The organism is Stenotrophomonas sp. Sm2128, assembly GCF_030985535.1.
GTDB classification, from domain to species: Bacteria; Pseudomonadota; Gammaproteobacteria; order Xanthomonadales; family Xanthomonadaceae; genus Stenotrophomonas; species Stenotrophomonas maltophilia.
The window spans coordinates 1-13,154 of the sequence record NZ_JAPTFQ010000048.1; the positions used below are offsets into that span (position 1 = coordinate 1).

12 protein-coding genes are annotated in these 13,154 nt (G+C 60.1%); 6 read left to right on the forward strand and 6 right to left on the reverse strand.

Translation table 11 applies throughout. The annotated features are described in order from the left end of the window. Positions 1-110: 110 nt before the first annotated feature. Together O0K41_RS14085 and O0K41_RS14090 are read right to left on the reverse strand one after the other, a co-directional pair. Positions 111-908 carry a siderophore-interacting protein gene (locus O0K41_RS14085; protein ID WP_164222397.1) on the reverse strand — a complete coding sequence of 266 codons (798 nt, stop codon included), beginning with the start codon at positions 906-908 and terminating at the stop codon, positions 111-113. A 60-nt stretch (positions 909-968) separates the two neighbouring features. Then, entirely contained in the window at positions 969-1,529 is a 561-nt protein-coding gene (locus O0K41_RS14090; RefSeq protein WP_164222395.1) for a PadR family transcriptional regulator, read from the reverse strand. 568 nt (positions 1,530-2,097) lie between these two features. Between O0K41_RS14090 and aceE the strand changes: the two genes are divergently transcribed. From aceE to O0K41_RS14105, 3 genes are all read left to right on the forward strand, one after another. After that, positions 2,098-4,785 carry a pyruvate dehydrogenase (acetyl-transferring), homodimeric type gene (aceE, locus tag O0K41_RS14095; RefSeq protein WP_049406797.1) on the forward strand — a complete coding sequence of 896 codons (2,688 nt, stop codon included), beginning with the start codon at positions 2,098-2,100 and terminating at the stop codon, positions 4,783-4,785. 66 nt (positions 4,786-4,851) lie between these two features. Next, positions 4,852-6,126: an ATP-binding protein gene (locus tag O0K41_RS14100; protein WP_164222393.1), complete on the forward strand. Its 1,275-nt coding sequence runs from the start codon at positions 4,852-4,854 to the stop codon at positions 6,124-6,126. Next, on the forward strand, positions 6,123-6,590 hold the full coding sequence (locus O0K41_RS14105; protein ID WP_164222391.1) for a hypothetical protein: 468 nt from the start codon (positions 6,123-6,125) through the stop codon (positions 6,588-6,590). Before O0K41_RS14100 ends, O0K41_RS14105 begins: the two co-directional genes overlap by 4 nt. Before the next feature lie 128 nt (positions 6,591-6,718). Here O0K41_RS14105 and O0K41_RS14110 read toward each other — a convergent pair whose 3' ends face one another. The 4 genes from O0K41_RS14110 to O0K41_RS14125 form a co-directional block, all read right to left on the reverse strand. Then, the gene (locus O0K41_RS14110; protein ID WP_164222389.1) at positions 6,719-7,087 is read right to left on the reverse strand and encodes a hypothetical protein; all 369 of its coding nucleotides are present in this window, start codon (positions 7,085-7,087) and stop codon (positions 6,719-6,721) included. A gap of 453 nt (positions 7,088-7,540) precedes the next feature. Further along, positions 7,541-7,756 (reverse strand): TonB family protein, encoded by a 216-nt coding sequence (locus O0K41_RS14115; RefSeq protein WP_239503573.1) that lies wholly within the window; start codon positions 7,754-7,756, stop codon positions 7,541-7,543. 84 nt (positions 7,757-7,840) lie between these two features. Then, complete coding sequence (locus O0K41_RS14120; RefSeq protein ID WP_275427490.1) at positions 7,841-7,963, reverse strand: hypothetical protein; 123 nt, start codon at positions 7,961-7,963, stop codon at positions 7,841-7,843. 91 nt (positions 7,964-8,054) lie between these two features. Beyond that, entirely contained in the window at positions 8,055-8,180 is a 126-nt protein-coding gene (locus O0K41_RS14125; protein ID WP_275427491.1) for a hypothetical protein, read from the reverse strand. Between the two features lie 680 nt (positions 8,181-8,860). Between O0K41_RS14125 and O0K41_RS14130 the strand changes: the two genes are divergently transcribed. The 3 genes from O0K41_RS14130 (at position 8,861) to O0K41_RS14140 (ending at position 12,781) form a co-directional block, all read left to right on the forward strand. After that, positions 8,861-9,907 (forward strand): WYL domain-containing protein, encoded by a 1,047-nt coding sequence (locus tag O0K41_RS14130; protein ID WP_197592570.1) that lies wholly within the window; start codon positions 8,861-8,863, stop codon positions 9,905-9,907. 54 nt (positions 9,908-9,961) lie between these two features. After that, a complete protein-coding gene (locus O0K41_RS14135) occupies positions 9,962-11,062 on the forward strand; it encodes a chemotaxis protein (RefSeq protein ID WP_164222385.1) in 1,101 nt (366 codons plus the stop codon). 63 nt (positions 11,063-11,125) lie between these two features. After that, complete coding sequence (locus O0K41_RS14140) at positions 11,126-12,781, forward strand: hypothetical protein (RefSeq protein WP_197592572.1); 1,656 nt, start codon at positions 11,126-11,128, stop codon at positions 12,779-12,781. Positions 12,782-13,154 lie beyond the last annotated feature (373 nt).

A 13,154-nucleotide genomic window follows, 5' to 3' on the forward strand; every position in this document is an offset into this window, starting at 1 on the left:
GCGGCATGGTGGAAGACACGCTGGTGGACAAGGCCGGCACTACCTGTTGCAGGGCGTGCGGACCAACGGTCCGCACCCACCAAGCGGGGGCCGCACCCACCGTCTTGGGATTAATCGCCGTCGGTTTCGTCCGGGTGCGCCTTCCAGTAACCGGTCGAGCGGATCCAGTCGCGCGGCACGCCCAGGTGGCCTTCGATGAACTTGCGCATCATCCGTGCGCGGCGCGATTCGGTGGCGATCCAGTAGAAGACATCGCCGTCCGGTGCCTCGAAGTCGGTCAGCATGTCTTCCAGCAGCGTGCTGCTGGCGGCCGGGAAGCCATTGCGCTCCAGCCAGTGGATACGCACGTTCTCGTACTGCGGCAGGTCCTGGCGTTCGGCCTCATCGCTCACTTCAATGAAGACCTGCACCTCGGCACCGTCCGGCAGCACGTCCAGCCAGCGGGCGATGGCCGGCAGCGCGGTTTCATCGCCGATCAGCACATAGGCATCAAAGCTGTCGGCCACCACGAACGAACCGCGCGGTCCGCCGATCACCAGCGTGTCGCCTGCCTTGGCCTGCTCGGCCCACGGCCCCGCAATGCCCTGGTCGTGCAGGACGAAGTCGATGGCCAGCTCGCCGGTCTCGTGGTCCCACCAGCGCGGGGTGTAGTCGCGGGCGGGCGAGGGCTCCTTGCCGTCCGGGTAGCTGCGGCCTTCGGCGGTCAGCACCGGCAGCACCATCTCGCCCGCAGCGTTGGGGAAGAACAGCTTGATGTGGTCGTCGGCGCCGGGCGAATCGAAGCCGGCCAGCGCGTCGCCACCCAGCACGATGCGGCGCATGTGCGGGGTGACCTCTTCAGTGCGCAGCACGGTCAATTCACGGAAGCGCACATCCAGGCGCAGGCGCGTGTTGTTGTGTTCGGTCATGGGGGTTACCTGTAAAGGTGTCGCGCGGGGGCGCGAGGCGTAGGGAAGACCTGGCTGGAGTCAGTCTGGCTGGGTCATTGAAATCGGTGGTTGCTCGTTACCGGCCGTACCGTTGAGCAGCGCAGACGCCCGCGTCAGCAGCGCCGCTACTTCTTCCGCTTCGCCCTCGGCCCAACGGCCGTGGTGGTGCACCAGCGCCCGCTTGAACTCGCGCAGGGCACCGGCCAGCGGCGGCGGCAGCGAGGCCTTGGTGATCTCGCGGGCACGGTCGAAGGCACGTCGCTGCGCCAGGCGCACCTGGGTGCGCTGCACCTTCAGCTCGAACTCGCCGGCGGCGGTGATGCGGAAGATCCGCTTGCCGTCCACTTCCTCGGCCTCGATCCAGCCGGCCTGCTCGAAGCTGGCCAGCAGCGGGTACATGGTGCCGGCGCTGGGCGTGTAGGCTTGCATGAACTGGTTGCTGATCAGCTGCATCAGCTCATAGCCATGGCGGGGTTGTTCGCCGATCAGGGCCAGCACCAGCAGGCGCAGGTCGCCGCGGCTGAGCACCCGCGGCTGGCCGTTGCGGCGCGGCACTTCCTGATTAGTGGAACGGGCTCTGGGAGAAGCGGTACGGCTCATTTCGATATATCGGTAAACGAGTGTGCAAACGATATATCGATATATCGAAGCCGACAATCATCGATCCGGCCACAAGCGGGTCAGTTTTGGGCCACGGCCAGCCCCGCGCACGGCAAAAGGGGCGCCCCTTGCGAGGCGCCCCGGGCAACACTGTGGAAGGGAGCGAGGCAGGGCCAGACGGCGGACCGAAGCGGGCGAGGCCAACACTCGAGGCTTACCCTGAGGGAAGGGTGGGGGCCAATCCAGAGGCAGGTGCGACACGTTGTCGCCGGTTCAGCGCCGGCACGCGCAGCCGATACAGGTGGGCATGGCGCTGCCCTACAACCGTCATCGGCAGCGGTAACACTGCGTCCTGCACATGGGCGCAGCGGCCCGCAAGCGACAGCCCGCGCAGCCACCAAGGCCCGCCGCAGGGCCTTCAGCGGCCCCGGCAAGCCCCTTGCGGACACTGGCCGGTTGCATCCATACGCCTGCGTAGCCAAGTGACGAAAGCCCTTGGTGCGCTACACTTTGCGGTCTAGAAATCTATACAACAGTCGCGCGCGTGCGTGCGGTTATGGGAGCGCTAATGAACTGGTTGAACGAGGTGCTGAACAACGACCCGAATCCTGTGGAAACCCAGGAGTGGATCGAGTCGTTGAAGGCCGTTATTGATGTCGAGGGCTCCGAGCGCGCGCATCAGCTGCTGGAAGGCATGGTGGAACTGACCCGTCGTTCGGGCGCCTACCTGCCGTTCTCTCCCACCACCGAATACGTCAACACCATCGAACCGCAGTTCGAGGCCAAGAGCCCGGGCAATGCCGAGCTGGAATGGCGCATCCGTTCGATCATCCGCTGGAACGCGATGGCCACCGTGGTCCGCGCCAACCGCAAGCCGGGTGACCTGGGCGGCCACATCGCCTCGTTCGCCTCCGGCGCCACCCTGTACGACGTGGGCTTCAACCACTTCTGGCGCGCCCCGAGCGAAAACCACCCGGGCGACCTGCTGTTCATCCAGGGCCACAGCGCCCCGGGCATCTACGCGCGTTCCTTCCTGGAAGGCCGCATCAGCGAAGAGCAGCTGGACAAGTTCCGCATGGAAGTGGACGGCGGTGGCCTGTCCTCGTACCCGCACCCGTGGCTGATGCCGGACTACTGGCAGACCCCGACCGTGTCGATGGGCCTGGGCCCGCTGGCCGCCATCTACCAGGCGCAATTCATGCGCTACCTGGAAAACCGTGGCCTGATCGAGAAGTCCGACCGCAAGGTGTGGTGCTTCATCGGCGACGGCGAGAGCGACGAGCCGGAAACCCTGGGTGCCATCGCCCTGGCCGGCCGTGAAGGCCTGGACAACCTGATCTTCGTGGTGAACTGCAACCTGCAGCGCCTGGACGGTCCGGTGCGCGGCAACGGCAAGATCATCCAGGAACTGGAAGGCGTGTTCCGTGGCGGCGGCTGGAACGTGATCAAGCTGCTGTGGGGCGGTTACTGGGATGCCCTGCTGGCCAAGGACACCAACGGCGTCCTGAAGAAGCTGATGATGGAAACCGTCGACGGCGAATACCAGAACTGCAAGGCCTTCGGCGGAGCGTATACCCGCGAGCATTTCTTCGGCAAGTACCCGGAAACCGCTGCGATGGTCGCCGGCCTTTCCGACGACGACATCTGGCGCCTGAACCGTGGTGGCCACGACCCGCACAAGGTGTACGCCGCCTACCACCAGGCCGTGAACACCAAGGGCATGCCGACCGTCATCCTGGCCAAGACCGTGAAGGGTTACGGCATGGGCAGCGCCGGTGAGGCGCTGAACCCGACCCACCAGACCAAGAAGCTGGACGACGAAGCGGTGCGCCACTTCCGCGACCGCTTCAACATTCCGGTGACCGACGCGCAGCTGGCCGACGGCCAGGTGCCGTTCTACCACCCGGGCCCGGATTCGCCGGAAGTGCAGTACCTGCAGGAACGCCGTGCCGCGCTGGGCGGTTACCTGCCGCAGCGCCGCCGCAAGGCCGACAAGACCTTCGTGGCACCGAAGCTGGACGCCTACGAGCGCCTGCTGAAGAGCAGCGGCGAGCGCAGCTACTCCACCACCATGGCCTTCGTGCAGAGCCTGAACATCACCCTGCGCGACAAGGAACTGGGCCCGCACATCGTGCCGATCGTGGCCGACGAAGCCCGTACCTTCGGCATGGAAGGCCTGTTCCGCCAGATCGGCATCTACGCGCCGTTCGGCCAGAAGTACAAGCCGGTCGACGCCGACCAGCTGATGTTCTATCGCGAAGACCAGAGCGGCCAGGTGCTGCAGCAGGGCATCAGCGAGCCGGGCGCGATCAGCTCGTGGATGGCCGCCGGCACCAGCTACTCGGTCAGCAACGTGCCGATGCTGCCGTTCTACATCTACTACTCGATGTTCGGCTTCCAGCGCGTGGGCGACATCGCCTGGCAGGCAGCGGATATGCGTACCCGCGGCTTCCTGCTGGGTGGCACCGCTGGCCGCACCACGCTGAACGGTGAAGGCCTGCAGCACGAAGATGGCTTCAGCCATCTGGTGGCCGGTGGCATTCCGAACGTGCGCAGCTACGACCCTACCTTCGGCTTCGAAGTGACGGTGATCCTGCAGCACGGCACCAAGCGCATGATGGAAGACCAGGTGGACGAGTATTACTACGTCACCCTGATGAACGAGAACTACACCCACCCGGAAATGCCGGAAGGTGCGGCCGAAGGTATCGTCAAGGGCATGTACCTGCTGACCGACGCCGGCAAGCCGAAGAAGGGCGAGCTGCGCGTGCAGCTGCTGGGTTCGGGCACCATCCTGCGCGAAGCCATTGCCGCGGCCGAGCTGCTGGACAAGGACTTCGGCGTGACCGCCGACATCTGGAGCTGCCCGAGCTTCAACGAACTGCGTCGCGATGGTTTCGACGTGGAACGTGCCAACCGCCTGCATCCGGAAGGTGAGCAGCGCAAGGCCTACGTGACCGAGCTGCTGGAAGGCCGCCAGGGCCCGGCGATTGCCGCCACCGACTACGTGCGTGCGTATGCGGACCAGATCCGTGCGTTCGTGCCGATGTCTTACACCGTGCTGGGTACCGATGGGTTTGGTCGTTCGGATACGCGTGCGAACCTGCGTCGGTTCTTTGAGGTTGACCGGTACTACATCGCGCATGCCGCGATTGCGGCGCTGGCGAAGGAAGGGAAGATGACCGCGAAGGATGTGGCCCGGGCGATCAAGCAGTACAAGATTGATCCGGAGAAGGCTAATCCTGTTGGGGTTTGATCTATTTTGTAATGTAGACTGAACGGGCGGCCATTGGCCGCCCGTTTTTTTTAAGGGGAGCAAAGCATGGCAGCTAGGTTGGTTGTAAGGGATTTCCTTAGTATTACAAGCGCAGACATTGAGCTCTCGACTCTAACTGTCGTCATCGGACCGTCCGCGAGCGGAAAGAGTGTTCTTTCCAAGCTCGCATTCTTCTTTAACGAACTCTTCAATGAGCAGTGGCAGGTTCTGGAAGAATCCAAGGGACTGGACCACTTCAAGACTCATGTGAAAGAAAAATTCAAAGAATGGTTCCCGGTCCAGGCGTGGGGGCAAGGAAAGTTCCAGCTCGAATTCTATGCGGGCGATTTTCAGGTAAGAATCAGTCGAATTGAGTATAGAAAGAAACTTGGCGAGAACATGAGGGTTTGGTTCTCTCCGTACTTTGAAGAGCAATACGACGCAGCATTGGCTATGACAAAGCAGGCATCGAGGCTGTCTGACGATGCGGTGGAATCTCATCGTGCCATGGCAGTTTCTTATGAGCTTAGAGAGAATGTAAGGAAGCTAAATCGCCGGCGTTTGGGTGAGAATTTCAGTGAAAGTCAGATATTTATCCCTGCTGGTCGATCCTTCTTCACTAGTATTGGGAAGAGCATCGTAGCTTTCGAGCACGGTCGTATCCTTGATCCTCTCATTCTAAGGTTTGGTAGGTTCTATTCTGGACTTAGAGAGAGGAGGTTTATGCCGCCTCTTTCTCGTACAGCCTCTCATCTCGCATCAAAATTGGATGCTCTTATGAGCGGAACGCTGGTAGTTGAAAGGAATAAGGAATATCTAAAGACAGCTGACGGACGGCGAGTTCCGCTATCAGCGATGTCGTCCGGTCAGCAAGAGCTGATGCCCCTGATGGTCGCTCTCAAGAGTAGGATTGGCTACGCTGAGAGGTTTGGGTTGCGCCAGCAGATTTTTATAGAAGAGCCGGAGGCACATTTGTTTCCATCGGCGCAGAGTACCCTTGTGGAGGTGTTCTCCCACTTTATCGCCTTATCAAAAGGACGGTCAAAGTTGATGGTAACGACGCACAGCCCTTATGTTCTGGCCAAAATAAATAATCTAATAAAGGCTAGGGGTGTCGCTGGGCGCAAGGGGTCTCGCCGGCATTCGGAGGTTCAGGAGATAGTTAAGGAGGACTACTGGCTTGATGGTGATAAAGTTAACGCTTACGCGATCCAGGCAGGCGTTGTAACGAGAATTCAGGACGAAGATGACGGAATGATTGAGGCTGATTATCTTGATGAGGTATCCGGTCAGATTGCTTCGGAATTCTCAAGGATCCTTGGTGTGGAGTATTCTCGATGACTTGCGCTGAATCTCGAGAACTATCGACGAATTCAAGGGTTAAGGTTGAAGAGAATGGAAGGGTGGCGGTCTTCATCAATGAAGACCGGGCGCGATTCCATAAGGTTAAGCTTGATGATGGTGTTGTTAAGGGGGAACTTTGCGCTGACTTCGCAGTGCTAAAGGAGTCGGTTGGAGTTGTAATAGTGGAGCTCAAGGGAACGGACATCGAACATGCCGTTGACCAGGTTGAGGCTGCGATAGAATTAATGAAAAAATGTGGTCGTCCTTTGGAGAAAAAAGGGAAGCCATCTGCAATTCCATTCGCAGGTTTGATAGTGTGTTCTAGGTATCCAAAATCAGACACCTCTTTCCAGAAGAAGCAAAAGAAATTTGTCGCAAAGCACAAGGCTCCTTTGCACTGTGTTTCCGGGAGAGGAGAGTTCAAGTTGGAGAAGGTTCTGAGGTTTGACGGACCTCGTTGAGAAGACGCCTGTTAACCACTAAAAGTAGAGGTGTGCATTGGCTATGTTCCAATGCACACTGTCATTCTTTTTTTTGGTAGATACGACTGCCGGTTTCGAAATTTCACGGCTCGGTAGGAGCTTTGTTACTAAGTAGTCACCTGCAGCCGCTCAGTAATCATCACAGTCAACGCCACACAAGCCATCTTCAGCCCCTCCATCACCCGATCTCCCACATACTCTTCGTCTGACCCATTCTGCCGCGTGCGCTCCGCCGCCAGCATCAGCTCCGCCACCACGCGTAAACCGCCCAGCGCACAATCCGCATCAGCCATCTGGGTGCTGCGCCCCAGGCTCAGATTGCGCTCGGGCCAAGGCTGCCCGTCGGCAGCGGCGCCCGCGCCAATGCGATGCAGCGTGGCGACAAATCCAAGAGGAAAGGGCGAGGGGTCATTCTCGTGATCGGCGTTGGCTGGATCGCGGCGGGTGTTCACACCGGGTAGCTTCGTTGCGCTCATGGCAGTGCTCCGTACAGGACAGACAGCAGCGCCACCGATAAAGGCGGCGGACGATGCGTGGTTCGAAAGCCGGACAGTAACCAAGCCGGTGGGTCCGAAGACCCCCACGCACCGCCCGCCATTGAACGCGAACGGATTGCCAACCGGCGCCACGCAAGGTGACGCCGGCTGACAAGCGCAAAACACAAGGCTACTGAGCGGGCTTTCGAACCCCGCGCCACCCTTTTCCGGTGGCACGCCAAGAGATACTCGTGCAGCAACCAAATGCCAAGAAACCACAGGACTGACGATCGCCAGTCCTGACGCTTTCGGCATTGTCGCACACCGTGTTAAGCCGGCAAGCGATTGCGCTGCAACGGTCTTGGAGGACTTGGCGTTATTGGCCCCAAGCGCAGGAATGCGCGCAGTCAGGGCCATGGCGTAGGGCCAATCGCGACAGATTGGACCAGCGCTTCAGCCGGGCGGCGCCTCGGCCAGAGGCGCGAAGCTCAAACGCACCCGAACCCGCGCATGCCTCGCGCCGCCCTCAACCACGACCGGTTCGAAGCGCCACTGGTCCACCGCGGTAAAGGCCGCACGATCAATCTCCCGCAATCCGCTGGACCGCACCACCATCACGTTGGAAACGTGACCCAGCTCATCCAGCTGAGCAACCAACAACACAGCCATGGGATCCTGCAGCACGGTATCGGGCGGCCAGGGGTCGTTGAATACACAACGGCAGGCGCCTGCCGCAGTTCGAAGGTGGGATTGTCACCGTGCTCCACAGAATACTTCTGTGGAAACCTGCGGGTCCGCCGCCATGGCCATGGCAGGTGTAGCGCTCAGCAGCATCAAAACGAGGTTCAGTGCCAAGGCGGTGTTGAAACGGGGCATGCGTGGTTTCCATTCCGGTGCGCTGCCAGCATAACAGTCATTCCCTGGCGTCGCTTGCCTTGAATGCCGGCGTGCCGGACGGCTGCGTGGGTCACACAGGCACGCCAGACCGTGGCCACAGCGCATCGTCACGCTCCAGGTCGTAGTCGCTGCCGAACGCCAGCGCCGCCTCGCGCGGCGGCAGGTCTGCGTAGTAGCCCAGCAGGTACTCATCCATGCCGGCGTCTCAGTGGTCCGCAGCCACAGACATTGCGTGTGCCTTATCAGCGAAGTCGCCCAGGCCATTGCCGATGAGCTGGATCGACAGCAGAAGTACCAGCGAATGCGGCGCCGGATGCCGATTGCTGTGAAATTCGTCAACTAGCCGCCGAAGGCACCCGGACGCAGAGAGCTGTCGTAAATGCCCGGATCTCGGCTTCAGATTGTCAGCGCATTTTCGATTAGGAAGTTAGCGGCGCCGCACAGAGGATCTTTAGGCTTGTTTCTGGTCTCCATGAGTTGCATAAATTCCTATGGAAATCGGGGCCATCCTGTCGTTCCAATGTCGTAGACTCTGCAAAAATGGATTGGCCCACAGGGGGGCTGAAGATGAAAGGGAATTCTCTCGTGGCGGCAGGGATACTGTCGCACGGCCCAGGCGTGCCTTACGCCGCCAATCTTTCCATGGCTTTTAACCAGCCTCAACTTCGGTGCACCAAGCCGATGGCCTTGCCCACGGCTGTGCGGTAACGGGCAACGACGCCTGTACCCAAGCACGCGCCACGCACTCAATACCGATCATTTGAATCTCAGTCGTACTGATCAGTATGAGGCGACACGGATTGTCGCGTGCTCCCCGCAGTCTGTTCCCACACTTTGAGGGGGGGCGACGACTTAGGTCGGGCCCAGCAAGGAACCATGAGTCAACGCTCAAACAAGGACCCACTCGCCAGGAATCTTGTCCTGTTGCGCCTGATCCCGCGCTATCCGCGCAGCATCTCCACAGTTGAACTGCGTGATGCGCTGTGGGCGGAGGGGTTCGATATTAACCTGCGCTCGTTGCAGCGCGATCTCTCGGGAAAGCTGAGCACGCTCTTCCAGCTGGTATGCAGCTCAGAAGACAGTGACGAGGCTGTGCGTCGCTTGCGTCCTTATCGATGGTCATTTGCTGTAGACGCCCAGACGACGGTCCCCTCCATCAGTCCGGCGGCAGCGTTGGCGATGATCATGGCGGAAGAGCACCTTCGCCATATCCTGCCGCCTACCGTTCTCGATCTGCTGGATCCGCATTTCAATGAGTCCCGCGCTTTGCTGCAGGCGATGGACCACAACGGCCTTTCGCAGTGGTCTCGGCGTGTTCGGGTAGTCCCTCCCGTGAAGCCGCTTCTACCTGCTTCGGTTGTGCCGGAGATCTGGGACCGCGTCGCTACCGGTCTACTCGCCGGCCGCGTACTTCAGGTTCGGTATCTCAGCCGCGCAAAGGGGACGCCGGTAGAACTGATGCTTCATCCCGCGGGACTTGCATCGCGCGGAGCGACGACTTATCTGATTGCTCGCGTCGGCAACTTTGATGATTTTCGCCACTATGCCTTGCATCGCATCCTGGATATCTCTGTACAGGAGGAGGAGGCCGACGATCGTGGCTTCGATATGCCGAGCTATCTACAGTCGGCCGCGTTCAGTCCCCGCAACAGCATTGGGACCACAGAGCTGCATGCCGAAGTGCATCCGCATCTAGCCTGGGCCCTGGCCGAAACGCCACTTGCCACCGGGCAGCAGCTGCAGGCCATCGAAGAAAGTGACTGGCAAAGGCTGCGGGTCCAGGTGCCTGACGACCAAGAGATGATCACTTGGATTCTGGCCCAGGCCGAGCGCATCCGTGTAATTGAGCCAGATTCCCTCCGCCAGCGCATCGCAGTCCGAGTGCAGAGCGCAGCAGCAGCTTATCTGCTGACCGACGTCTGATTCACACCCCAACGCTGTTCATACCCAACACCACCACTGCCAGGAAACAAGAACATGCCACTACCCATCATCATCGGACTCGGCGCTGCGGCAGCCCTCTCGGTTGGCGCCAAGAAGGCCTACGACGGCTACAAGAAGCACAGTGAGTCGGACGACATTGCCGACGCTGCGCGCTCGCGCTACCAGGTTCGCCGTGAGCAGTTCGATCGCCAGGAGGCCAAGGCACTCGAGTCGCTCGACGCGCTCGGGCAGTTGGAACTGAGCATCGGAAAGGACTTCGAGCGCTTCTCATTGCTGTCGACGGCATTGCTGCAGCAGCTCAACCAGAGCCGCGATCTGAAGCTCGAGGTCAAACTGCCACGCCACACGCTGCAGAAGGTCGAGGCCTATGCATATTCTGCGGTGGGTGTGCTGGGAAGTATCGCCGGCGCGGGCGCTGGTGGTGTCGCCGCTGGCTTCGCCGTGTACGGCGGGGTGATGACGTTTGCTGCGGCTTCAACGGGCACCGCCATCTCCAGTCTGGCGGGTGTTGCGGCGACGAACGCGACGCTGGCGGCGATTGGCGGAGGATCACTGGCTGCTGGTGGGATGGGTATCGCGGGCGGCACGGCCATCCTCGGCGCTGCGGTAGCTGCTCCCATCTTTGCCATCGCGGGTTGGGCCTATGACAGCCATGGCGACAAGGCGCTGAAGAATGCCAAGCAGTCCAGCATCGAGGTTGACAACGCTGTTTCCAAGATGGAGAAAGCAGGCGTCTCGCTTGCGGGCACTGAGTTGTCAGCACGTAAGGTGAAGGCGGCATTGGAGGAAATCCGCGTCAGTTTCGAGCGCTACCTCGATACGCTGGAGGGCATGGACAGCCTCGTAAGTGGTCTGAAGCGCTTGGGGCGGAACGTTGACGAAGAGCTGTCGAAATTCGAGGACGAGATCATGCTGGCCATCGGCAATGGCTATGCGTTGGCGGCGATCCTTACCGACATCATTTCCACCCCGCTGTTCAAGGTCAAGATGAAGGACGGTGATGTGGTGGTAAGCACCGACGGCGTGCCGCAGATGGAGACTGACGTGGATGGATCGATGATCCTCAACAAGGACGGCATCAACGCGGCCTTGGCTGAAGGTCGCAACAGCGCAATGCGGTTCAACCCCCAGTAAGCACCCGGTGGCGGGTGCATGCCATCCGCCACGTCCACCAGATCACCTCATTTGGACTATCCCATGACCTCATCGTATGCAGATCACGATTTCGACTGGATGCCCCAGTTGGAGAGGACCGTCGTGAACAGCCTGGCGACCAGCTTTGGCCTCGACTTCCTGTTGCTTCAGGATAAACAGGGTGGAGATGTGGACACCATCCACAATGCTCGCCAGGGGCACTATGTGGGGGATGGTGACGGTGGTGCAGCCAGTGCCGAAAGGCAGCGGTATGAGAACCGTGGGGAGTACGACAGCACGGCCTATCACACCCACGACAACTACAAGAACCAGGGCAGGGCGGACAAGACGAGCCATCAGGCCGGCACGCTCACGGATCCTTATCGTGGGAAGACCATGGGGGCGCAGGACAAGCGTGCCTTGGATCATGTCATCGCGGCCAAGGAGGTGCATGACGATCCGGGGCGCGTGCTGGCGGAGTTGGATGGGGTGGAGCTTGCCAACCGGTCCAGCAACCTGCAGTCAACGCACCAAACCATCAATTCTTCCAAGGGCGCCAAGCCGGTCGACGCGTATCTGGCCGACGTCTCCAGGACCATCAAGGAGAATGAGCGGAAGATCGCGGCGTGGAAGCGGGAGCTGGATGCAATGCCGCGTGACACCCCGGAACAGCAGCATCATGCAAGAACCCTGGAAGCCGGCATTGCCAAGGTTGAAAAGCGCAATGACACGCTGAAGGACATTGACCAGGACGGAATGCGTCAGCGTGATGCCGAGGCGCGTGATGCCTATGAACGGGAGGTCAACGTTGCTTACTACACCGGTAGCAAGTTCCTCAAGAATACAGCGTACGCGTCCGCGAACGTCGGGCTGCGAATGGGGCTGCGCCAGGTGATGGGGTTGATTGCGAGCGAGGTTTGGTTTGAGTTGCGGGCCAAACTCCCGTCAGCCCTGAAGGGGTTGAAGCGGCGCTTCACGTTCGAGCGATTTCTTTATAGGGTAAGTGCGTTGCTCAGTGGCATCTGGCGAAGGGTGCAGCGCCGATTCCGCGACTTGCTTGCTGAATTTGGAGACTCCTTCCTCGGCGGCGTTGCGGCCAGCATCACCACGACGGTGTTCAATATCTTCGCAAGGTCGGCCAAGAACACCGCCAAGATCATCCGCGAGATGTGGGGGTCGCTGGTGAAGTCGATCAAGATCATGTGCCTCAACCCGGGCAGGTTGAATGACATCGATCAGAAGCGGGCAGCACTGGAAGCACTTACTGTGGGTGCAGGGGCGATCGCGGCTTCACTGGTTCTGAGCCAGCTGGCAGCGCTTTCTGCGACCCCAATCATCGGCGGGCCGCTGGTTTCGTTCCTGGCGGCACTGGTGAGTGGCGTGGTGACCTTGGGCTTGACCTGGTCACTTCTGCACAGTCCTTTGGCTGCAAAGATATGGGATTTCATGGCGCGCAGCGCACATGTCCAGACTCTGGCGGACTTCATCGAGATCAACCGTCGCCTTGATACCTACCTGATGGAACTGGCAGCAATTGAACTGAATGTTGATCCGTGCGCGATGGTTGAATTTGCACAGGACCTGACGGCCTGCAACGCTGAGTTCGAACGCTCGTTGGTGCTGGCGATTGAGATCGAGCGACGTGGCATTGAATTGCCATATGAGGTTGGCAATGTATCCGGTACGCGCGCGTGGTTGTCTGGGCTGGCCAAGGCTTGAACACGCCATTTCCGTGCACCGGCTGTGGGCTCTGTTGTCAGCAGGTCCACGTGGCTGAGCAGACGCGTTTCCTGGACAGAGGCGATGGAGTCTGCCGCCACTACTGCGAAGAGAATCGGCGCTGTGGCATATACGAAGATCGACCCGACATTTGTCGAGTCGATCTTCAATTCCATAGGCATTATGCGGCAACAATGTCTTGGGATGCCTTCGTTGAGATCAACGTGCAGGCATGCCGCTTTCTGCAGGCACAGGCTTCGCCAGGGGCTGATCAGCGCGGTTCCTGATCGAAAACCGACGGGTCATCGCGATTGGCCAACCAGTGGCCAAAGCCGTAGAGCGCAAATCCGTATACAACAACTGCCCCAATGAT

Coding starts and splice junctions, on each gene's coding strand:
- O0K41_RS14085 (WP_164222397.1), bottom strand. CDS start 908: ATGACCGAACACAACAACACGCGCCTGCGCCTGGATGTGCGCTTCCGT.
- O0K41_RS14090 (WP_164222395.1), bottom strand. CDS start 1,529: ATGAGCCGTACCGCTTCTCCCAGAGCCCGTTCCACTAATCAGGAAGTG.
- aceE (WP_049406797.1), top strand. CDS start 2,098: ATGAACTGGTTGAACGAGGTGCTGAACAACGACCCGAATCCTGTGGAA.
- O0K41_RS14100 (WP_164222393.1), top strand. CDS start 4,852: ATGGCAGCTAGGTTGGTTGTAAGGGATTTCCTTAGTATTACAAGCGCA.
- O0K41_RS14105 (WP_164222391.1), top strand. CDS start 6,123: ATGACTTGCGCTGAATCTCGAGAACTATCGACGAATTCAAGGGTTAAG.
- O0K41_RS14110 (WP_164222389.1), bottom strand. CDS start 7,087: ATGAGCGCAACGAAGCTACCCGGTGTGAACACCCGCCGCGATCCAGCC.
- O0K41_RS14115 (WP_239503573.1), bottom strand. CDS start 7,756: ATGGCTGTGTTGTTGGTTGCTCAGCTGGATGAGCTGGGTCACGTTTCC.
- O0K41_RS14120 (WP_275427490.1), bottom strand. CDS start 7,963: ATGCCCCGTTTCAACACCGCCTTGGCACTGAACCTCGTTTTGATGCTG.
- O0K41_RS14125 (WP_275427491.1), bottom strand. CDS start 8,180: ATGGATGAGTACCTGCTGGGCTACTACGCAGACCTGCCGCCGCGCGAG.
- O0K41_RS14130 (WP_197592570.1), top strand. CDS start 8,861: ATGAGTCAACGCTCAAACAAGGACCCACTCGCCAGGAATCTTGTCCTG.
- O0K41_RS14135 (WP_164222385.1), top strand. CDS start 9,962: ATGCCACTACCCATCATCATCGGACTCGGCGCTGCGGCAGCCCTCTCG.
- O0K41_RS14140 (WP_197592572.1), top strand. CDS start 11,126: ATGACCTCATCGTATGCAGATCACGATTTCGACTGGATGCCCCAGTTG.